Origin of the sequence: Humibacillus xanthopallidus (assembly GCF_044793955.1) — a bacterium.
Taxonomy (GTDB): Bacteria; Actinomycetota; Actinomycetes; order Actinomycetales; family Dermatophilaceae; genus Humibacillus; species Humibacillus xanthopallidus_C.
In genome coordinates this window covers 2,663,536-2,683,789 of sequence record NZ_CP084995.1, presented here as the reverse complement: position 1 = coordinate 2,683,789, position 20,254 = coordinate 2,663,536, and the positions used below count along the sequence as shown (strand labels likewise).

The following is a 20,254-nucleotide window of genomic DNA, read 5'->3' as shown; positions in this document are numbered from 1 at the left end:
CGCCTCGACCCGAGTCAGCCGGCGGCTGGACCGGGAGGGCTCAGTCGCCCTTGCGGCCGAACATGATGTCGTCCCAGCTGGGCACGCTCGGCCGGCCGCCCTTGCGAGCGGCTGGACGAGGTGCTGCGGGACGGTCGGCGGTGGCGGGCGAGGCGACCTGCTCCTCGATGAGCTCGTGGCCGTCGTCGTCCCCCCCTGACGCCCCGTCAGACGCGCTGCTCTCGCGGACGGCCGGCGCGGTCTGGCGGACCGGCTGGGTGCGGTCGGCGCGACGAGGCCGCGGTGCGGGCGGCTGCTCGGGCTCGGGGGTCGGCTCGGGCTCGGGGGCAGGTGCGGGCGCGGGGGCAGGCGCGGGGGCGACCTCGGTGGGTGTCAGGTCGGGCTCGCGGTCGTCCTCGTCGCGCGTGGCGTCGCCATCCGCCGCGACCGCATCGGTGTCACCGGTGACGTCGGCGGCATCGTGGTCGTCGAGGACCTCGGGCACAGCGGCGTCGGCGAGCGGCTCGGCGGGAGCGGAGCCGGTGGCCGGCTCGTCCTCGTCGTCCGGGTGGGGGTGCTGGGCGGGCGGGGGCACGTGGTCGCGAGGGTCGAGGGCCAGCTCCTCGAGCGGCAGCGCCTCCTCGGGTGCCTCGTCGAGGCCGGGCACGTCGGCGCCGCGGGGGCGACGTCGCCGGCCTCGCTGGGCGTTGCGCTGACGCATCGCGGCCACGAGGTCGAGCGGCTGGCCGTCATCCGTCCCGTCGTGGGGTGCCGCAGCAGGGGAGCCCACGGGTGCGGCAGGCGCCGGCGCCGCGGCCTCCGCGGGGGGCCTCGTCGTCGACCTGCGCGCCGAGGCCGTCGGCCGGCTGGAGCGGCCACGCCCCGACGGAGCACCCACCCCACCCTCGGCCTCGACGTCATAGACCTTGGCGGGGCGGGACGGCGTCGCCAGGTGCGGGGCGGGCAGCGGTCCGGGAGCCGGGGTGTCGTCGTCCTCGCTGAGCCAGCGGGACTCGTCATCAAGCGCGGCCACGATGCGCGCGAGCGGGTCGAAGCGCCACAGGGCCTCGCGTTCGCGCCCCCCGGCGGCGAAGGCGAGGGAGACGATCCACTCGCCCTTGTCTGCCCGACGCGAGTCCCAGCGCACGGCAGCGGGGTCGATCTCGCGGCTGCGCAGGCGCTCGCTCACGCGTGCCTCCAGCGTCGTCGACGCTCCGTGCGAGCCTCCGCGCGACCGCAGCCGCACCTGGCGGGCGAGCCCGGCCACGTGCTCACGCTCGGCGAGGATCGGACCTTCGTACTTGTGCACCTTCTCGACCGTCCACCCCGCGCGCTCGGCGACCTCCTCGGCCGTCAGCCCGGCCCGGATCATCGACTGCACGGCTGCGGGCCGCAGGCCACCGGCGAGCTCGATCTGCAGCTGCCCCAGGCGCGGTCGGTCACGCCGGGCGGCAGCGCGCAGCGAGTCGTCGAGGGGCACCGTGTAGCGGTTGCCCTCGGCATCGGCCAGCAGCAGGTGCAGGCCGTCCTCGTGGACGCCGATGAGCGTGAGGTCCTGCATGGGTGGGTCTCCCGGTCGAACGGATCTGCGGTCGTGGCGTGCCTGTGGTGTCAACGGATCATGAGGGGAACGCGTCGAGCATGCCACCGCGCCGGGTGCCCACCAAAGCGCCCACGCCGCGCGGGTAGCGTTTGCTCTGCCATGCCCACCGACTTCGCCTCCGCCCAGCTCGCCCTCGATCTCGTCGGCGTCTTCGTCTTCGCACTCTCCGGGGGCCTCGTCGCGGTCAAGAAGCGCTTCGACCTCTTCGGGGTGCTCGTGCTGGCGTGTGCGGCAGCGCTCGGCGGCGGCATCATGCGCGACGTGCTGATCGGTGACGTGCCGCCCGTGGGCATCAGCGACTGGCGCCTGCTCACGGCTGCTGCCCTCGGCGGGCTCGCCACCTTCTTCTTCCACCCCGGCATCGAGCGGATCGGCCGTTTCGTCAAGGTGCTCGACGCGGGCGGCCTGGCCGCCTTCGCCGTCGCCGGCAGCCTCAAGGCGGCCACCACCCTCGGGGTGTCGCCGATCGCCGCCGTGCTCATCGGGGTGATCACCGCCGTCGGGGGTGGCGTCATCCGCGACATCCTCGCCGGCCACGTGCCCGAGGTGCTCCGCCGCGAGTTGTATGCGTTGCCCGCCCTCCTCGGGTCGGTCATCGTCGTCGTCGCCGTGGAGCAGGGAGTGCTGCGGATGTGGATGCTGTGGGCCGCCGCCGGCCTCGTCTTCGTCGTCCGCCTCGTCGCCGTGCGGCTCGACCTCAACGCCCCTACACCACTGCGTCCGGGCAGACCCACCTGACCTGCCCTCGACGCCACTCCCACTCCACGCGAAAGTGAAGTCATGCAGACCTCCCTCGACCCGTACGACGCCGTCCTCCTGCTGAGCTTCGGCGGACCCGAGGCTCCCGAGGAGGTCATGCCCTTCCTGCGCCGGGTCACGGCCGGCCGGGGCATCCCCGACGAGCGCCTCGAGCAGGTGGGGGAGCACTACCACCACTTCGGCGGGCGCAGCCCGATCAACGACCAGAACCGTGCCCTCATCGCCTCGCTCCGCGCAGAGCTCGACGCGCGCGGGCTCGACCTGCCGGTCCTCTGGGGCAACCGCAACTCGCCGCCCTTCCTCGACGACGCCCTGCGCGAGGCGCACGCCGCGGGGCACCGGCGCATCCTCGTCGTCACGACGAGCGCCTACTCCTGCTACTCCTCCTGCCGGCAGTACCGCGAGAACCTCGCCGACGCCCTCGGCGCCGTGCGCGAGGAGGGCCTGGAGCTGCAGCTCGACAAGGTCGGGCCGTATGCCCCCCGGCCCGGATTCGAGGTGGCCAACCTCGGCCGGCTCGTCGAGTCGATGCGAGCGCTCGACGGCGCTCCCGACGAGGAGATCGCGCTGCTCTTCGTCACGCACTCCATCCCGTCGACGATGGACGAGACCTCCGGGCCCGGCGACGGCGAGGGCCACCTCTACCAGCGCCAGCACCTCGCGCTCGCGTCCGCCATCACAGAGGGCGCGAACGGCATCCTCGGGCGCGACCTCACGGGCGAGCTGGTCTTCTGCTCGCGCTCCGGACCGCCGAGCCAGCCGTGGCTCGAGCCGGACGTCAACGACCGCATCGAGGAGCTGGCCGCTGCCGGCACGAAGACGGTCGTCGTCGCCCCGATCGGCTTCGTCTCCGACCACATGGAGGTCGTCTACGACCTCGACACCGAGGCCAGGGAGACGGCCGACAAGGTGGGGGTCGCGCTCGTGCGGGTGCCGACCGTCGGCACCGACCAGCGCTTCGTGACCGACCTCGTCGACGCCCTCGTCGAGCGCGCTGCCGAGGAGCGGGGCGAGGGGGTTCCCGACTACGAGGGTCGGCGACCGTCCGTGTGCGAGCCGGGCTGCTGCCCCAACCTGCGCCAGGCCCGTCCGGCTCTCTGCGGGCGCGACTGAGATGGGCGCCGCGACCCCCGACCTCCCCGTCCCCACCGGCGACGAGCTCGCGGCCCTCGAGGTGCTCTGCATCGAGCTGGCGACGACCGCGGGCCGGTTCATCCGCGACGAGCGCCCCGACCGCCTCGGCGTCGCCGACACGAAGTCGACCGACACCGACGTCGTGACCGTCATGGACCGCCGCTCGGAGGAGCTGCTGCACCGTCTCATCCTCGAGGCGCGACCCGACGACGGCATCCTCGGCGAGGAGGGCGCCGACGTGACGGGCAGCTCGGGGCTCACCTGGGTCATCGACCCCATCGACGGCACCGTCAACTACCTCTACGACATCCCGGCGTATGCCGTGTCGGTGGCCGTCGTCGTCGGTGACGCGTCGGGGGAGGGCACGTGGACACCGGTGGTGGGTGCGATCTCGGACCCGAGCCTGCGGCTCGTGCACCACGCGCGGCGTGGTGCGGGCGCGTGGACGAGGCCCGAGGCGACGATCGAGAGTGCGCCGGAGAGTGCACCGCCTCGGCGTCTCACTGTCTCGCAGGAGGACCGGCTCGGGCGCAGCCTCGTCGCCACGGGCTTCGGCTACGCCGCCGAGGTGCGAGCCCGGCAGGCGGAGATCCTCACCCGGGTGCTGCCGCAGGTGCGCGACATCCGGCGCATCGGCAGCGCCGCCCTCGACCTCGTGCGCGTGGCCGAGGGGTCGGTTGACGCCTACGCCGAGTCGGGGCTCAACGCCTGGGACCTCGCGGCCGGGTGGCTCATCGTCGAGGAGGCGGGCGGGGTCGTCGTGGGACGGGAGGATGCGCCGGGCAAGGACCTCACGGTCGCCGCCGGACCTGCCCTCGTCGAGCCCGTGCGCCGGCTCTTCGTCAGCGAGGCACCCTGACGTCGGGCGAGGGGTCCCGGCGGCCGGCAGGCTCAGCCGGGTGGGTGGCTCAGGCGGCCCGGAAGGGTTCGAGCTCGGGAACCCGCACGCCGTTCTCCTCGGCGAGTCGGGCAAAGGACTCCAGCTCGCCGGTGTGCACCTGCACGCGGTAGTCGTCGCCGGCGGCGCGCGCCTGCGCCAGGTCGGTCAGGGCGTCGGTCACGCGTAGGCGGATCTGCTCGACGAACTCGGTCATGTGCACCTCCGGGCCGGGGGTCGATCGGTGGGTCCGGAGACCCTACCGCGTCGTAGGACCCCCACTGTGCCTGCCGGACAGTCGGCAGATGGCAAAGGACCGGTGAACTCTTGGTCGGAATTGGACAGGTGAAGGGTCAAGTCGGGCACCTCGTCTCAGGCCTTGACCGGGCCGAGGTGACAGCACACCGTCGCATCGGGCACCATACGCGCACGTCGAGATGTTTCGGGGCTGTTAACTCCGGTGGGGAGCAGCGGGAACAAGCGCACGACCACGAGCGTTCTTGGCGTCACAGAGCGCATGGCGCCCTACGAAGGGGAAGCGAGACAGCACGATGGCAACTGATTATGACGCGCCGCGGAAGACCGACGACGAGCTCAACGAGGATTCGATCGAGGAGCTCAAGTCACGGCGGGTCGACAAGTCCTCGTCGAGCGTCGATGTCGACGAGACCGAGCAGGCCGAGGGATTCGAGCTGCCGGGCGCTGACCTGTCCGGCGAGGAGCTGTCGGTCCGCGTCCTGCCCAAGCAGGCAGACGAATTCACGTGTGGACGGTGTTTCCTCGTCCACCACCGCAGCCAGCTCGCCAAGGAGAGCAACGGCATGATGATCTGCACGGAGTGCGCCGCCTGATCGGTGTCGCGCAATGCCGTGCCAAGCCGGCGTGCAGGTCGGTAGCAAGCAAGTAGGGTCGGTCCTCGTGACCGACCCTTGTGCTTTCCCGGACGACCTTGAGGCCACCGCCGACCGGGCCCTCGAGGTCATGGTCAAGGTGCTCGACGACGGGCTCCCGCTCCCCGCCTACGCCCACCCCGGCGACGCCGGGGCCGACCTCCGCTCGGCCGTCGAGGTGACGATCGCTCCCGGCGAGCGGGTGCTCGTGCCGACCGGGGTGGCGATCGCCCTGCCCGCCGGGCACGCCGGTTTCGTGCACCCGCGGTCGGGGCTGGCTGCGCGCCACGGCATCTCGATCGTCAACGCGCCGGGCACCGTCGACGAGGGCTACCGGGGCGAGATCCTCGTCAACCTCGTCAACCTCGACCGGCACGAGAGCTTCACCGTGCGGCGCGGCGACCGCATCGCGCAGCTCGTCGTGCAGCGGGTCGAGCGCCCCGTCTTCGTGCCGGTCGATTCGCTCACCGAGACCAGCAGGGGGGACACTGGACACGGATCCACCGGAGGCTTCGGTGCGGAGCCACCGACGGCGGGACACACCGCGGTGACGACGCCCCCGCCCTCCGAGTGATCCCGGACTGATCCAGCAGCGATCATCGGATACCGTTCGCCGGGCGCACGCGAGTTTGCCGGGTGACGGCACAGCACGAAGGATGGATGAGGGACGTGGGACTCTTCAGCAGGGGCAAGTCCAAGGACCAGCCGATCGACGATGCGGTCGACGGCGACGGCCAGATGGGCGACGCCACCGACGGCGGCGACCTCGACGACCAGGACGCCTCCGACGCGGCGACCCCGACCTCTCGCCCCTTCGACCGCAGCGAGATCGAGGACGACAGCGACTACCTCAACCTCGGCGCCATCTGGCTGCGCGGCAGCCCGGGCATGGAGCTGCGCCTCGAGGTCAACGAGCAGGAGCAGCAGATCACCGGCGTCACCGCCGTGATCGGCGACTCCGCCGTCCAGCTGCAGGCCTTCGCCGCCCCGCGCACCGAGGGCGTCTGGATCGACATCCGCAACGAGATCGCCGCGAGCATCGTCGACTCCGGCGGCACGGCCGAGGTCGTCACGGGCGAGTTCGGCGAGGAGCTGCTCACCCGGATGCCCCAGGCCGGTCCCGACGGTCGCACCGTCTTCATGCCCGCGCGTTTCGTCGGCATCGACGGGCCGCGCTGGTTCCTGCGCGCCGTCGTCAGCGGCCGCGCGGCCATCGAGCCCGAGGCCGCCGAGGCCGTGCACGACGTCATCCGCACCACGGTCATCGACCGCGGCGGCGACGCGATGCCGCCGCGCGAGCTGCTGCCGCTGCGTCTGCCGGAGGTGCCTGCCGACGAGGCGGCCCAGGCCGCGGAGGCGCCGTCGGAGCCCGAGTCGCCCCAGCTCGCCGACCTCAACCCCTTCGAGCGCGGCCCCGAGATCACAGAGGTGCGCTGATGGCCCGACTCAGCCAGAGGTCATGGTGACCTCCACCAAGCCCGGCGTGCTGCGCCGCCTCTCCGATCGCCTCACCAGCCCGGCGCACGAGCTCGAGGCCGCCGAGCTGCGTCGCGAGTCCGACGACCTCGGCGTCATCCACATCGGCGAGGTCACCCAGCGCACCCTTGTCACAGTCTGCGGCGAGGTGCGCTCCGTGACGTTGCGACCGCGCGACGAGACTCCTGCGCTCGACGTCGAGCTCTGGGACGGCAGCGACTCACTGCACCTCATCTGGCTCGGCCGGCGCCGCATCGCCGGCATCGAGCCCGGCATCAAGCTCCAGGCCACCGGCCGGGTCACCCGGCAGCGCAAGGTGACCACGATCTTCAACCCCGCCTACGAGATCCTCGGTCGAGCGGGTCGAGCGCATGAGTGAGGCCGACCCCCAGCCGCCCCGCACGCCACTGCCCGGTGCGGGCGCGGTGAGTCACGGCGAGGGTGACGGCGTGGCGCGGTCCGAGCTCGACCTGCGCCGCTACGAGACCGTCGAGGACCTGCTGCGCGACAAGCTCTCCGAGGCCATCGGCGGCTGGCGCGGCGCCGTCGAGTCCGCGATCCCCGTGCTCGCCTTCACCCTCGTGTGGTCCACCACCCAGGACCTGCGGACCGCCCTGCTCGTGGCCGGTGCGTGCGTCGCCGCCTTCCTCGTCGTGCGTCTCGTCCAGCGTCAGGACCCACGCTTCATCGCGTATGCCGCCGTCGGCATCGGCATCTCCGCCTTCTTTGCGCTGCGGTCCGGCAAGGCGGAGGACGCCTTCCTGCCCGGCATGCTGCAGAACGCCGGGCTGCTCGTGCTGCTGCTCGTGACCAACCTGATCCGGTGGCCGCTCTTCGGCTTCGTCGTCGGCGTCGCCGAGCCGGAGGCCTTCGCCGAGGACCCGACCTGGTGGCGTCGCCACCGCGGCATCGTCACGGTCGCCATGCGGCTCGCGTGGGTGCTCATCGCGCTCAACATCGTGCGGCTCGCCATCATGGTGCCGCTCTACCTCGCGGAGCAGGTGGCGGCGCTCGGCGTCGCCAAGGTCGTGCTCGGGTGGCCCGCCTACCTGCTCGCCATCACGGCGATGGGCGCCATCCTCGTGCGCGGACGCACCCCCATCGACCCGAGCCGCGCCACCTGAGCGGGTCTCGGCCGACCCGGGCCCGCGCAGGTCAGACCTCGTCATCCTCGGTGGAGCGCTGGTGGTGCTGGGTCCCCGGCGCGACGAGATCCTGGAGCCGGAACTCCTGCTCCGTCGTGGTGATGAAGAGCAGCTCGTCACCGGCCTCCATCGCGTCGTCGGGCGTCGGTGCCAGTGGACGCTGCTCGCGGATGATCGCGACGAGGACGGTGTCGGCCGGCCAGTCGACGTCGCCCACTCGGCGGCCGGCGAAGGGGCTGCCGTCGGGGAGGGTGATCTCGACCATCGACGCGCGGCCCTGCTGGAACTCGAAGATGCGCACGAGGTCGCCGATGCTCACGGCCTCCTCGATGAGGGCGGTCATGAGGCGCGGCGTCGACACGGCGACGTCGACCCCCCACGACTCGTCGAACATCCACTCGTTCTTGGGGTTGTTGACGCGGGCGACGGTGCGCGGCACGCCGAACTCGGTCTTGGCAAGGAGCGAGAGCACGAGGTTGGCCTTGTCGTCACCCGTGGCCGCCACGCAGACGTCGGACGCCTCGAGGCGTGCCTCCTCGAGCGCCGCCAGCTCGCACGCGTCGGCGAGCAGCCAGGACGCCTCGGGCACGCGGGAGGCCTGCACGTCGTCGGCGTCCTTGTCGATGAGCAGCACCTGGTGCCCGTTGGCGAGCAGCTCACGGGCGATGGAGCGGCCGACGCTCCCGGCTCCGGCGATGACGACGCGCATGCGGTTCTTCTCCTGGGTGGGTCAGTGGGCCGCGGGCGGCTGGTCGCAGAGACGCTCGACCCGGGCGAGGTCCTCGCGCACGACGGCGAGGTGCACGAGGTCGCCCTGCTGGATCATCATGTCGGGGCGGGGGAGGGTGCCCTCGCCGAGCCGCGTGACGTAGGCGATGCGGGCGCCCGTCTGCTCCTCGACGTCGGTCAGCCGCCGCCCGATCCACTGCTCGGCCATCGGCACCTCGGCGATGACGATCTTGCCGCTCGGGTCGGTGAGCTCGGGCACGGCGCCCTGGGGCAGCAGGCGCTGGATCATCTGGTCGGCCGTCCAGCGCACCGTCGCCACCGTCGGGATGCCGAGGCGTTGGTAGACCATGGCGCGCTGGGGGTCGTAGATGCGGGCTGCCACGTGCTCGACCCCGAAGGTCTCGCGGGCGACGCGGGCGGCGAGGATGTTGGAGTTGTCACCGCTGCTCACGGCGGCGAACGCGTAGGCGTCCTTGATGCCTGCCGCGACGAGCGTGCGCCGGTCGAAGCCGATGCCGGTCACGGTCTGCCCGTCGAACGACGTGCCGAGCCGCCGGAAGGCTGCTGCGTCGGAGTCGATGACGGCAACGTCGTGGCCGCTGCGTCCGAGGGTGCGGGCGAGCGTGGACCCGACGCGGCCGCAACCCATGATCACGAAGTGCACGGACGCGACGCTACACCGTGCGGCGGCCGCCCATCGCGCGTCAACAGATGGTGGTGACCACCCCGCGGACGCGCTCCGGGGATGGTCTGTGGGAGGAGGCGTTCCGGCATACAGTGTCGTCCGTGCCACGTTCGGGATCGCTGCTCAAGCGACTTCTCCTCGGTCGCGCGATGCGCAGCGACAAGCTGGGCGAGACGCTGCTTCCCAAGCGACTCGCCCTGCCGATCTTCGCGAGCGACGCCCTCTCCTCCGTGGCGTATGCGCCTGACGAGATCATGCTCATGCTCGGGCTTGCCGGCGGCGCCTTCGCGATGACCCACAGCTGGCAGATCACCATCGCCGTCATCCTCGTCATGGTCATCGTCGTGGCCTCCTACCGGCAGAACGTGCGCGCCTACCCCTCGGGCGGCGGCGACTACGAGGTGGCCACCGTCAACCTCGGCCCCAAGGCCGGGCTCACCGTCGCGAGCGCGCTGCTCGTCGACTACGTCCTGACCGTGGCCGTCTCGGTCAGCTCGGGCGTGCAGAACGCCGGCACGGTCTTCGGCTTCGTGCGGGGCAACGAGGTCATCGTCGGCGTCGCCATCATCGTGTTCCTCACCGCGATGAACCTCCGCGGAGTGCGCGAGTCGGGCAAGGCCTTCGCCGTGCCGGTCTACCTCTTCATGCTCGGCATCATCGGGATGGGCATCGTCGGCTTCGTCCAGAAGCTGACAGGCACCTTGGAGCCCGCCGAGAGCGCCGGCCTCACGCTGCTGTCCGAGAGCGGCGACGAGCTGACGGGCATCGCCGCGGCGTTCCTGCTGCTGCGCGCCTTCTCCTCGGGCTGCGCGGCCCTGACGGGGGTCGAGGCGATCAGCAACGGCGTGCCGGCCTTCCGCAAGCCCAAGAGCGAGAACGCCGCGACGACCCTGCTGCTCATGGGGGCCCTGTCGATCACGATGCTCGCCTCGATCATCACGCTCAGCCAGTGGACCGGAATCAAGATCGCGGAGGACCCGGCGAGCCAGCTGGTGCGCAACGGCCAGCCGGTCGGCGACGACTACGTGCAGCACACGGCGATCGGGCAGCTCTCCGAGGCGGTCTTCGCCGACTTCCACATCGGCGTCGTCTTCGTCACCGTCGTCACCGGCCTCATCCTCTTCCTCGCCGCCAACACGGCCTTCAACGGCTTCCCGGTGCTGGGCTCGATCCTCGCGCGCGACGGCTTCCTGCCGCGTCAGCTGCACACGCGCGGCGACCGGCTCGCCTTCTCCAACGGCATCCTCATCCTCGCGGCGGCCGCGGTGCTGCTCGTCGTCGTGTTCCGCGCCAACGTCAACGCGCTGCTGCAGCTCTACATCGTCGGGGTCTTCGTCTCCTTCACGACGAGCCAGACCGGCATGGTGCGGCACTGGACGCGCCACCTGCGTCTCGAGCGCAACGCCAAGCAGCGGGCCCGGATGCAGCGCTCGCGGGCGATCAACGCCGTCGGGGCCGCGATGTCGGCGCTCGTGCTGCTCGTCGTGCTCCTCACGAAGTTCCAGCAGGGCGCGCGCTACGCGATCCTCGCGATGGCGGTGCTCTTCGTGCTCATGCTCGGCATCAAGAAGCACTACTCCCGGGTGCGCGACGAGCTCGCCATCGACTGGGAGGTCGACCGCCCGACCCTGCCGAGCCACGTGCACGCCATCGTCTGCATCTCCAAGGTGCACAAGCCGACGATGCGAGCCCTCGCCTACGCACGCGCCAGCCGGCCCAGCTACCTCGAGGCGGTCACCGTCGACGTCGACGCCGACGAGACCCAGGCGCTGCTCGCGGAGTGGGACCGCCGCGACATCCCCGTGCCGCTCAAGGTGCTCGCCTCGCCCTACCGCCAGATCACCAAGCCCGTGCTCGACTATGTGCGCTCCATCCGCAGCGGCAACCCCCGCGACCTCGTCACCGTCTACCTCCCCGAGTACGTCCTCGGCAGGTGGTGGGAGCAGGTGCTGCACAACCACAGCGCGCTGCGCCTCAAGGCGCGCCTGCTATTCACCCCGGGTGTCATGGTCGTCAGCGTGCCCTGGCAGCTCCAGTCGTCCGAAGGCGCCGAGCGGGACTGGATCGACGAGCCGCCGATTCCGGGCTCCGTGCGCGGGGGAGCGCTGTGAGCCAGCGCCGCACCCGCGAGCGCGGGGAGGGGGGCGAGTCCCTCGTCGGACGCGAGTGGACCGTCGACGTCGGCCCGGTAGCCCACGGTGGGCACTGCGTCGCAAGGTATGAGGGCCAGGTCGTCTTCGTGCGGCACACGCTGCCGGGCGAGCGGGTCGTGGCGCGGGTGACCGAGGGTCGTGTCGGCGACTCCTTCGTGCGGGCTGACGCCGTCTCAGTGCTCGAGGCGGCGCCCGGTCGCGTCGAGGCCCCCTGCCCGTGTGCCGCCCCCGGCCTCTGCGGAGGGTGCGACTTCCAGCACGCCGCCCTCGACGTGCAACGCGGGCTCAAGGGTGACGTGGTGCGCGAGCAGTTCTCGCGGCTCGCCGGTCTCGACGTCGACGTCGAGGTGCAGCCCGTGCCCGGTGACGAGGACGGACTGCGGTGGCGCACCCGGGTCGAGTTCGCCGTCGACGACCTCGGTCGCCCGGGCCTGCGTCAGCACCGGTCCAAGGCGATCGTGCCGGTCGACGACTGCCTCATCGCCACGCGCGGCGTCATCGAGTCGGGCGTACTCGACACCGACTGGCCCGACATCGAGTCCGTCGACGTCATCGACGCCGCCCACCCGGACGAGCCGGTGCTCGTCCCGTTGCCGGTAGCTCCCGGCGCTGACCCGGCTGGCGGCCTCGTCGGAGAGCTCGTGCGCGAGGGCGACTGGGAGGGCGAGTACGTCGTCGCGGCGCGCGGCTTCTGGCAGGTGCACCCGGGCGCCGCCTCCACCTTCCTCGGGCGGGTCGTCGCACTCATCGACGCGCAGCCGGGCGATCTCGTGGCAGACCTCTACGCAGGGTCCGGCCTCTTCACGATGCGCCTGGCCGAGCTCGTCGCGCCCGGAGGCTCCGTGCTGGGAGTCGAGGGTGACGCGCGGGCCGTCGAGAACGGCATACGCAACACCGAGCACCTCGAGGGCGTGGAGTGGCGTGCCAACCGCGTCGACCGCGAGCTGCGCTCGCTCGTGGGCCAGGGGGTGCGCGCCGACCTCGTCGTGCTCGACCCGCCCCGCACCGGCGCCGGCAAGGACGTCGTGCGGCTCGTCGCCGAGCTGCACCCGCGCCGCATCGTCTACGTGGCCTGCGACCCGGCGGCACTGGCTCGCGACGTGCGGACGGCGGGGGAGCAGGGCTACTCCATGGTCTCGCTCGAGGCGTGGGACGCCTTCCCGATGACTCACCACGTCGAGTGCATCGCGGTGCTCGAGCCCACGCGTCCGTAGTTCGCCGGGCCCATCGGCGACCCGCCAGGTGACGAACGCAGTTCCGGGGCGGTGTTGCCGGGTGTTCACGCCGGATCCTGCTGGCTCTTCGAGGGTGTGGAGGAGCGTGGGGGACTGTCGGTGGTTCGTACTAGTGTTCGATCATGGCCACACGGACAGCACCCACCGAGACCCCAGAGGTCTCGCCCGGTGCTGCGCTCGAGGCCGTCACGAGGATGCCGGCCGCGGTGTTCGACGCCCTGCCCGCCGCGGCCCAGGCAGCAGTCGTGGCGCGCATCGTCCCGGAGCGGCTGCGCAGCCTCGACCCAGCCGGCGCCGAGGCGGTCCTGGCCGTGACGCAGCGGGCGTCCAACGTGTTCTCAGCGATGCAGGACCTCGCACTCGCGGCCGGAGTGCGGTCCGAGGAGCTCGACTTCGCCGACCTCGACGGCGGGTGGTCCGACGGCACCGAGCACCGACCGAGCTCGGTCAAGATCGTCGGTTCCAGCGTGGCGCCGTTGCTGCGGCTGACCCCGCGGTCGGCCGAGTCCCGGGTGGCCGACGCGCTCTGTCTCGTCGACGAGCTGCCCCTGACGCGCACCATGGCCCTTGAGGGTCTCCTCGACAGCCGACAGAGCCGGGTCATCGTCGACGTGGCGCAGCTCGTGCAGGTCGGCGCCCGGGCCCTCTTCGACGCGGCGATCACCAGCGTGCCGGGGCTGGCCGAGATGACCCCGGCCCGTCTGCGGCGGCTGTGTGAGCGCACCGCTGCGCTCATCGATGCCGGAGCGATCGAGCAGCGTGCCCAGCGAGGGGTGGACGATCGGTTCGTGCGCCTGTCTCCGGGCGCTGATCCCGGCATGGCCTGGTGGACGGCCTCGCTGCCCTCCTACGTCTCGATGCAGGCGTGGGCCGCCATCGACGCGCTGGCTCACGAATACGTGCGGGCCGATCCCGGTCGCTCGATCGACCAGGCTCGCGCCGATGCCTTCGCCGACCTTCTCCTGGGCTCGGCCCAGGTGACGACGACCGTCGAGCTCATCGTGCCGACCTTCACCGACGCCGCCGGCGCGGGTGTCGCCGCCGTCCCGGGCTGCGACCTCGACGATGCTGCGCCGCAGCCCGCACAGCCCGAGTCCTCTCAAATGTCTCCAGACTCACTACCGCTCCCAGCGTCGACCGAGCATGTCGCCGACGCCGACTCGCAGGCAGAGGCCGCGCACGGGCTCGATGCGGCGACGATCCAGCGTCACGGGCTCGAGCACGTTGTCGGTCCCGACCTGGCCGCGTGGCAGGCCATCGGGTCCGAGCTCGCTCCGCGGGGGAGCCCTGCCCTCGGCGGTATGCCGGAGCAGTCCGCTGCGCACCTGGTAGTGCTCCAGCAGCAGGAGGTGGCACGGCTACAGTGGGAGCTGCTGGCCGCACGGATGCTCGAGCGCTACCAGTTGCGGCTGGGCCGATGGCGCCCACCGACGGTGGGAGTCCGTGACCCTCGAGCCGGCTGGGTCCTGACATCCACGCTGGTCGACATCCTGACCGACCCTGACATCCGCCTGCGGGTGACGCGCGCCGACGCCCTCACCGGCGTGACCGTCGCCCGGGATCCATCCGTCTATCGCCCGAATGCCGCTCTCGCCCAACGGATCCGAGATCGAGATCGAACGTGCCGGTTCCCCGGGTGTGCCGTGGCCGCTCGACGCTGCGACCTCGACCATGTCGTGCGCCACCCCGACGGCGCGACGAGCGAGGACAACCTGTTGTGCCTGTGCCGCACCCACCACGGTTTCAAGCACCACGCCGGCTGGCTGCTCGTGATGGACGCGCACGGCGTCTGCACGTGGACGGCACCGACGGGCCGCACCTACGTCACCAGGCCTGCCGATGTGAGGGAGCAGGCTGCCTGACCCCAGGCACGTCTCAGTGGGAGCGCCCCATAAGTGACGGGAGGGGTCAAGCCTCCGATGTGAGCCAAAATGTCCCGAAGCGGGCAAAGCGTGGGCTAGCGTCACGCTTGCGCAGCAGCGCAGGGGGCGGAGACACCGACCGATCGCCGCAGGCGACTCGGGGAGAGGGTCGGGGACTGCGCCCGCACCCACTTTCTGGAGGTCTCCCTTGCACGCGTCCCGCCTCGCCGTCCCCCTACTCGCCCTCAGTGTCGCCGGGGAGTCGCAGCACCGGCGCTCGCCGCCACCAGCACCGTCACCGAGGCCAATCTCGGTGCCGACTGGAACACCGGCGACACCCGCACCGGCGGCAGCCTCGCCTTCACCACCGAGCACGGGGCGCCCGCGGGCTTCGGCACCGGCGCACTGCAGCTGTCGACGAACGATGGCACCGCCAAGGTGCAGATGCTCACCGGTCAGGACGCCGGCGTGCGGCTCGCCGACGTCAAGGGCAACATCAGCTACTGGGCCAAGCAGGTGACTGCGGACTCCTCGACGCCCAACCAGGTCGCTGCGCTCAACCTCTTCATCGACCCCGACGGGCCCGGCAGCGCCTACACCTACGCACCGCTCATCCTCGAGCCGGTCTACCAGCCGCAGGCCGTCGTGGCCGGCACGTGGCAGAAGTGGGACGGCTCGGCCGTGACCGCCAAGTGGTGGTCGACGCAGGCCTTCCCCGGCATGACGGCCTTCGACCCGAACGCCGGGCCCAACATCGACCAGATCAGCGCCGCCAACCCCGAGGCCGTCATTCGTCCCGAGGGCTACGGCTTCAACCAGGGCAGCGGCAACGCCGGGCTGATGAGCGCCGTCGACGGCCTGACTATCGGCACCAAGACGTTCGACGTCGATCCGCGTGTCTTCACGGCGACCGACTGCAAGAGCGGCGGATGGGCGACCAACTTCCCCGTCGACACCTTCACCAACCAGGGCGACTGCGTGAGCTTCTACGCCTCCGACGGCAAGACCCACCCCAAGGGCTGACCCCCGACGGCTGTCGACGCCGCCCAGCCGGGGGGCGTCGACAGCCGACAGCGGCGTCGACAGCGGCGCTGACTGTGCTGTCGACGGCGGCATCGTCGGTGGAGGATGCTGGCGCCATGATGTTCAGCACGCCTGTGGCCGTGAAGTTCTCGGAGATCGACCTTGCGGGCGTCGTCTTCAACTCGCACTACCTGACGTGGTGCGAGGACGCGAAGATGGCCTTCCTCGCCGAGGTCGGTTTCGGTCCGTACTGGTTCGCCGAGCACGAGCGTCTGGCCCTCGTCAGGCACGCCGAGATCGACTGGGTGGCGAGCCTCAAGCCGCTCGACCTGGCCCAGATCCGCGTCAGCGTCGATCGCATCGGCGCCTCGTCGTTCACGCTGCGGCACGAGATCTGGCGTTCGGGTGAGGACCCCGTCCTCGCAGCCACCTGCGTCATCACCTACGTCTGGTTCGATCGGGTACGGGGGGAGAAGGCGAGCCTCGACGAGGCCTTCCGTGCTGCGCTCGAGGCGGCGCGCTGACCGGGCGGAGGGGCGCAGTGTGCGATTTGAACGCAGGGCTGACAACGCGCAGGTCGTGTGGTTAGATTATCTTGACGTCAAGATATATTGAGCTCGTGCATCCAACAGAGTTGCTGGAAGGAGCCCGCTGTGGGCAGTGTTGACAGCTTCAAGGCCAAGGGAAACCTCGAGGTCGGTGGTCAGTCCTACGAGATCTACCGCCTCGCCGGAATCGAGGGGCAGGAGACCCTGCCCTACAGCCTCAAGGTGCTCCTCGAGAACCTCCTGCGCACGGAGGACGGCGCCAACATCACGGCCGACCACATCCGCGCGCTCGGGTCGTGGGACGAGAACGCCCAGCCCGACACGGAGATCCAGTTCACGCCGGCGCGCGTCATCATGCAGGACTTCACCGGCGTGCCCTGCATCGTCGACCTCGCCACGATGCGTGAGGCCGTCGCTGCCCTCGGTGGCGACCCGGCCAAGATCAACCCGCTGGCTCCCGCCGAGATGGTCATCGACCACTCCGTCATCATCGACGTCTTCGGCCGCCCCGACGCCTTCGAGCGCAACGTCGAGATCGAGTACCAGCGCAACCAGGAGCGCTACCAGTTCCTGCGGTGGGGCCAGACCGCGTTCGACGACTTCAAGGTCGTCCCCCCGGGCACCGGCATCGTCCACCAGGTCAACATCGAGCACCTCGCGCGCACGGTCATGGTCCGCGACGGCGTCGCCTACCCCGACACCTGCGTCGGCACCGACTCGCACACGACGATGGTCAACGGCCTCGGCGTGCTCGGCTGGGGCGTCGGCGGCATCGAGGCCGAGGCGGCCATGCTCGGCCAGCCCGTCTCGATGCTCATCCCGCGGGTCGTCGGCTTCAAGCTGAGCGGCGCGATTCCGACCGCGGCCACCGCGACCGACGTCGTCCTCACCATCACCGAGATGCTCCGCAAGCACGGCGTCGTCGGCAAGTTCGTCGAGTTCTACGGCGAGGGCGTCTCGCAGGTGCCGCTGGCCAACCGGGCCACGATCGGCAACATGAGCCCCGAGTTCGGCTCCACCTGCGCGATCTTCCCCATCGACGATGTCACCCTCGACTACCTGCGTCTCACGGGCCGGTCCGACGAGAGCGTCGCGCTCGTCGAGGCCTACGCCAAGGAGCAGGGCATGTGGCTCAAGGCCGGTCCCGACCAGCCCGAGGCCCGCTACAGCGAATACATCGAGCTCGACCTGTCGACCGTCGTCCCCTCGATCGCCGGCCCGAAGCGTCCCCAGGACCGCATCGAGCTGAGCAACTCCAAGGACGCCTTCCGCAAGGTCCTGCCGACCTACGTCGCGCACGAGGAGGGTGACGCCGGCACGGCCTCGTCCTTCCCCGCCAGCGACCCCAGCCCGCAGGGCGCGTCCGACGGCACGAACGGCGGCGAGCGGCCGGCTGACACCGGCGGGGTCACCGGACGTCCGTCCAAGAAGGTCTCCGTCACCGACGCCACCGGCCGCGAGTTCGAGATCGACCACGGCATCGTGTCGATCGCGAGCATCACGAGCTGCACCAACACCTCCAACCCGTCGGTGATGATGGCCGCGGCGATGCTCGCCAAGAACGCCGTCGACAAGGGCCTGAGCGTGGCCCCCTGGGTCAAGACCTCAATGGCTCCGGGCTCGAAGGTCGTCACCGGCTACTACGAGAAGGCCGGCATGTGGCCCTACCTCGAGAAGCTCGGCTTCCACCTCGTCGGCTACGGCTGCACGACCTGCATCGGCAACAGCGGTCCCCTCAACGAGGAGATCAGCGCCGCGATCAACGAGGCCGACCTCGCCGTCACCTCGGTGCTGTCGGGCAACCGCAACTTCGAGGGTCGCATCAACCCCGACGTCAAGATGAACTACCTCGCGAGCCCGCCGCTCGTCATCGCCTACGCCCTCGCCGGCACGATGGACTTCGACTTCGCGACGGAGCCCCTCGGCCAGGACACCGACGGCAACGACGTCTTCCTCAAGGACATCTGGCCGGCCCCGGCCGACGTCGAGGCGACCATCGCCACCTCGATCAACCAGCAGATGTTCACCGACGACTACGCCGACGTCTTCGCGGGCGACGAGCGCTGGCAGTCGCTCCAGACGCCCGTGGGTGACACCTTCGCCTGGGACGCGGAGTCGACCTACGTGCGCAAGCCCCCGTACTTCGACGGCATGACGATGGAGACCACGCCGGTCAGCGACATCGAGGGCGCACGCGTCCTCGCCAAGCTCGGCGACTCGGTCACGACCGACCACATCAGCCCGGCCGGTGCCATCAAGAACGACAGCCCGGCAGGCAAGTACCTCGCCTCCCACGGCATCGAGCGCAAGGACTTCAACTCCTACGGCTCGCGTCGCGGCAACCACGAGGTCATGATCCGCGGCACCTTCGCCAACATCCGTCTCAAGAACCTGCTCCTCGACGGCGTCGAGGGCGGCTTCACGCGCAACTTCCTGAGCGGTGGCGAGCAGACGACGATCTACGACGCCTCCCAGGCCTACCAGGAGGCCGGCGTCCCGCTGGTCATCCTCTCGGGCAAGGAGTACGGCTCCGGCAGCTCGCGCGACTGGGCCGCCAAGGGCACGAGCCTGCTCGGGGTCAAGGCCGTCATCGCCGAGAGCTACGAGCGCATCCACCGCTCCAACCTCATCGGCATGGGCGTCATCCCGCTGCAGTACCCCGACGGCGAGAACGCCGACTCGCTCGGCCTCGACGGCACCGAGACCTTCTCGATCTCGGGCATCACCGCGCTCAACGAGGGCGCGACGCCCAGGACCGTCACGGTCGTCGCGACCAAGGAGGGCTCGGAGTCGAGCCCCGTCACCTTCGAGGCGGTCGTGCGCATCGACACCCCCGGTGAGGCGGACTACTACCGCAACGGTGGCATCCTCCAGTACGTCCTGCGGTCCCTCGTCACGAGCTGACGCACCGCAGCACCCGCACCACCCGGGCCCGACCTCTCGTCACCGAGGGGTCGGGCCCGTGGCATGCTTCCTGCCGTGACCGAGCGACACGCGACCCTCACCGTCTGGGAAGACCGCTTCGACTGGGCGCCGAGCGAGCCCATCCCGTATGCGGATCCGCACGTCCCGGGCGCACCCGCGGTCACCTACGGGGCGAGGTCGTGGGAGTCGCCGGTCGTGCAGTCGAGCTTCGCGGCGCGCGAGCTCATCCCGTCGTGGAACGCCCGCACCCCGGCGGGCACGTGGCTCCTCGTCGAGGTGCGCATCGCCTCCGACAGCCAGGCCCTCTCGTGGACGCCCTGGCTCACGCTCGCCCGCTGGGCGGAGGGTGACCCCGAGGGGGGAGCCCCCATCACGCGCACGACGGTGCCCGGACAGGTGCTGGAGGTCGGTCGCGTCGCCACCGACTGCTACCGCTCGAGCGCGGCGCACAGCTTCGACCGGTGGCAGGTCCGCGTCACCGGCCTGCGGGCACCCGATGCCGGTGACGCCTGGCCCGAGGTGACCCTCGTCGCCGTGGCCGCCCTCGCGTTCGACATCCCCGCTGATGCCCCGACGAGCCGACCGGGCCTGGACCGCGCCGTCGAGATCGCGGTGCCGCCGCACTCGCAGCGCCTGCACGTGGGCACCTTCCCGCAGTGGGACAACGGCGGGGAGAGCTGGTGCTCGCCCACCTCCACGACGATGCTCCTCGAGCACTGGGGCGTCGCGCCCAGCGCCGCGGAGTCCGACTGGGTCGGCCATGACGTCGACCCCGCCGTCGTGCACGGGGTGCGACGCGTCTACGACCCGGCGTTCCGTGGAGCGGGCAACTGGGCGTTCAACACCGCCTACGCGGCGACGCGCGGGCTGTGCGCCTACGTCACGCGGCTGCGAGACCTCACGGAGGCCGAGCGCCTCGTCGCGGCCGGCATACCGCTGATCGTGTCGGTCACCTTCCAGCGCGACGAGCTCGACGGGGCCGGCTACGACACGAACGGCCACCTGCTGACGATCGTCGGCTTCACGGCCGAGGGTGACGTCATCTCCAACGACCCCAACAGCCACACGATCGCGAGCAACGAGCAGGTGCGCACCGTCTATCGCCGCGACCAGTTCGAGAGGGTGTGGCTCGGCGACGACGGCGGGCTCGCCTACGTCATGGCGCCCCCGGGCGTCTCTCTGCCCGAGCCGCCCATCGAGGCGAACTGGCGCTGACCGGTCGATCTCCTGC

19 protein-coding genes are annotated in these 20,254 nt (G+C 71.0%); 15 read left to right on the top strand and 4 right to left on the bottom strand.

The window, feature by feature from the left end:
* Positions 1-40 precede the first annotated feature (40 nt).
* Positions 41-1,540 (bottom strand): septation protein SepH, encoded by a 1,500-nt coding sequence (gene sepH, locus LG278_RS11955; RefSeq protein ID WP_404387165.1) that lies wholly within the window; start codon positions 1,538-1,540, stop codon positions 41-43.
* Between the two features lie 141 nt (positions 1,541-1,681).
* On the opposite strand from sepH, the gene LG278_RS11950 reads away from it, so the two are divergent.
* Genes LG278_RS11950 through LG278_RS11940 form a run of 3 tightly spaced genes read left to right on the top strand, consistent with a single transcriptional unit; the run spans position 1,682 to position 4,334 of the window.
* Positions 1,682-2,320: a trimeric intracellular cation channel family protein gene (locus LG278_RS11950; protein ID WP_404387164.1), complete on the top strand. Its 639-nt coding sequence runs from the start codon at positions 1,682-1,684 to the stop codon at positions 2,318-2,320.
* 42 nt (positions 2,321-2,362) lie between these two features.
* Entirely contained in the window at positions 2,363-3,454 is a 1,092-nt protein-coding gene (locus LG278_RS11945) for a ferrochelatase (RefSeq protein WP_404387163.1), read from the top strand.
* A 1-nt stretch (position 3,455) separates the two neighbouring features.
* The gene (locus LG278_RS11940) at positions 3,456-4,334 is read left to right on the top strand and encodes an inositol monophosphatase family protein (RefSeq protein WP_404387162.1); all 879 of its coding nucleotides are present in this window, start codon (positions 3,456-3,458) and stop codon (positions 4,332-4,334) included.
* A gap of 49 nt (positions 4,335-4,383) precedes the next feature.
* Here LG278_RS11940 and LG278_RS11935 read toward each other — a convergent pair whose 3' ends face one another.
* Positions 4,384-4,569: a hypothetical protein gene (locus LG278_RS11935; protein WP_404387161.1), complete on the bottom strand. Its 186-nt coding sequence runs from the start codon at positions 4,567-4,569 to the stop codon at positions 4,384-4,386.
* A 334-nt stretch (positions 4,570-4,903) separates the two neighbouring features.
* Between LG278_RS11935 and LG278_RS11930 the strand changes: the two genes are divergently transcribed.
* The 5 genes from LG278_RS11930 (at position 4,904) to LG278_RS11910 (ending at position 7,842) form a co-directional block, all read left to right on the top strand.
* Entirely contained in the window at positions 4,904-5,203 is a 300-nt protein-coding gene (locus LG278_RS11930; protein ID WP_141819966.1) for a DUF4193 domain-containing protein, read from the top strand.
* 67 nt (positions 5,204-5,270) lie between these two features.
* A complete protein-coding gene (dut, locus tag LG278_RS11925; RefSeq protein ID WP_404387160.1) occupies positions 5,271-5,816 on the top strand; it encodes a dUTP diphosphatase in 546 nt (181 codons plus the stop codon).
* Between the two features lie 86 nt (positions 5,817-5,902).
* Complete coding sequence (locus LG278_RS11920; protein ID WP_404387159.1) at positions 5,903-6,679, top strand: DUF3710 domain-containing protein; 777 nt, start codon at positions 5,903-5,905, stop codon at positions 6,677-6,679.
* Positions 6,680-6,701: 22 nt separating this feature from the next.
* Complete coding sequence (locus LG278_RS11915) at positions 6,702-7,097, top strand: OB-fold nucleic acid binding domain-containing protein (protein WP_404387158.1); 396 nt, start codon at positions 6,702-6,704, stop codon at positions 7,095-7,097.
* A complete protein-coding gene (locus LG278_RS11910; RefSeq protein WP_404387157.1) occupies positions 7,090-7,842 on the top strand; it encodes a DUF3159 domain-containing protein in 753 nt (250 codons plus the stop codon). The genes LG278_RS11915 and LG278_RS11910 overlap by 8 nt, the downstream gene beginning before the upstream one ends.
* Before the next feature lie 31 nt (positions 7,843-7,873).
* Here LG278_RS11910 and LG278_RS11905 read toward each other — a convergent pair whose 3' ends face one another.
* Together LG278_RS11905 and LG278_RS11900 are read right to left on the bottom strand one after the other, a co-directional pair.
* On the bottom strand, positions 7,874-8,572 hold the full coding sequence (locus tag LG278_RS11905) for a potassium channel family protein (protein ID WP_404387156.1): 699 nt from the start codon (positions 8,570-8,572) through the stop codon (positions 7,874-7,876).
* Between the two features lie 21 nt (positions 8,573-8,593).
* Positions 8,594-9,256, bottom strand: coding sequence for a potassium channel family protein (locus tag LG278_RS11900; protein ID WP_404387155.1), 663 nt, complete (start codon positions 9,254-9,256; stop codon positions 8,594-8,596).
* Between the two features lie 170 nt (positions 9,257-9,426).
* Between LG278_RS11900 and LG278_RS11895 the strand changes: the two genes are divergently transcribed.
* The 7 genes from LG278_RS11895 (at position 9,427) to LG278_RS11865 (ending at position 20,238) form a co-directional block, all read left to right on the top strand.
* Positions 9,427-11,388: an APC family permease gene (locus LG278_RS11895; protein WP_404393631.1), complete on the top strand. Its 1,962-nt coding sequence runs from the start codon at positions 9,427-9,429 to the stop codon at positions 11,386-11,388.
* Positions 11,385-12,644 carry a class I SAM-dependent RNA methyltransferase gene (locus LG278_RS11890; protein WP_404387154.1) on the top strand — a complete coding sequence of 420 codons (1,260 nt, stop codon included), beginning with the start codon at positions 11,385-11,387 and terminating at the stop codon, positions 12,642-12,644. The genes LG278_RS11895 and LG278_RS11890 overlap by 4 nt, the downstream gene beginning before the upstream one ends.
* Positions 12,645-12,787: 143 nt before the next feature.
* Positions 12,788-14,527, top strand: coding sequence for a DUF222 domain-containing protein (locus LG278_RS11885; protein WP_404387153.1), 1,740 nt, complete (start codon positions 12,788-12,790; stop codon positions 14,525-14,527).
* Positions 14,528-14,965: 438 nt separating this feature from the next.
* Complete coding sequence (locus tag LG278_RS11880) at positions 14,966-15,550, top strand: hypothetical protein (RefSeq protein ID WP_404387152.1); 585 nt, start codon at positions 14,966-14,968, stop codon at positions 15,548-15,550.
* Positions 15,551-15,666: 116 nt separating this feature from the next.
* The gene (locus LG278_RS11875) at positions 15,667-16,074 is read left to right on the top strand and encodes an acyl-CoA thioesterase (RefSeq protein ID WP_404387151.1); all 408 of its coding nucleotides are present in this window, start codon (positions 15,667-15,669) and stop codon (positions 16,072-16,074) included.
* A gap of 129 nt (positions 16,075-16,203) precedes the next feature.
* The gene (gene acnA, locus LG278_RS11870) at positions 16,204-19,002 is read left to right on the top strand and encodes an aconitate hydratase AcnA (RefSeq protein ID WP_404387150.1); all 2,799 of its coding nucleotides are present in this window, start codon (positions 16,204-16,206) and stop codon (positions 19,000-19,002) included.
* Between the two features lie 75 nt (positions 19,003-19,077).
* Positions 19,078-20,238, top strand: a complete 1,161-nt coding sequence (locus tag LG278_RS11865; protein ID WP_404387149.1) for a peptidase C39 family protein — start codon at positions 19,078-19,080, stop codon at positions 20,236-20,238.
* The last annotated feature ends 16 nt before the right edge of the window (positions 20,239-20,254 follow it).